1 pseudogene is annotated in these 637 nt (G+C 81.2%); it reads right to left on the reverse strand.

The features are described 5' to 3' along the window. Window positions 1-79 precede the first annotated feature (79 nt). A pseudogene (locus tag GTW43_RS15075) lies at window positions 80-637 on the reverse strand (cellulose-binding protein); the annotation flags it as partial.

A 637-nucleotide genomic window follows, 5' to 3' on the forward strand; every position in this document is an offset into this window, starting at 1 on the left:
CTGGACCCTGGACGCGGCGTTCCGCCCCGCACCCTGACCCGGCCCGGCTTTTCGACCCGGTCCCGACGGCCGAGGTGTTCTAGAGGCGGTCCCGCCCGGTCAGCGTCGCCAGCGAGCTGCGGACGTGCTCCATGTGGGCCCGCATCTGCGCGCGGGCCTCGTCGTGCTCGGCCACGGCCCGGTCGGCCTCGTGCCCGATCCGCTCCGCGCGGGCCCGCGCCTGCGCCAGCGCCTCCGCCGCCGCGGCCTCCGCCTCCTCCTGCCGGCGGCGGGCCGCCTCCTCCGCGTCGGCGAAGGCCTGCCGCGCCTCGGCCAGCCGGGCCCCGGCCGCGGCCTCGGCGGCCGTCTCGCGCTCGGCGGCCGCCCGGTCCGCCGCGGTCAGCTCCCGCTCGGCGGCGTCGAGCCGCCCGGCCTGTTCCTCGGCCTGGTCGGCGAGGAGGGTCTCGGCGCGCCCGCGGGTGGTGTCGTACTCCGTGAGCGCCTCGTCGCGGGCGTGCTTCGCGTCGTGCCGGGCCGCGGTGCGCGCACCGTCCGCCTCGGCCAGCGCGGCGGCCTCCCGGGCGTCGGCCCACTCCTCGGCTTCGGCCCGCAGCGCGTCGGCGTGTGCGCGGGCCTCCTCGCGCAGGGCGGCGGCGGC

Source organism: Streptomyces sp. SID5785, from assembly GCF_009870065.1.
Taxonomy (GTDB): Bacteria; Actinomycetota; Actinomycetes; order Streptomycetales; family Streptomycetaceae; genus Streptomyces.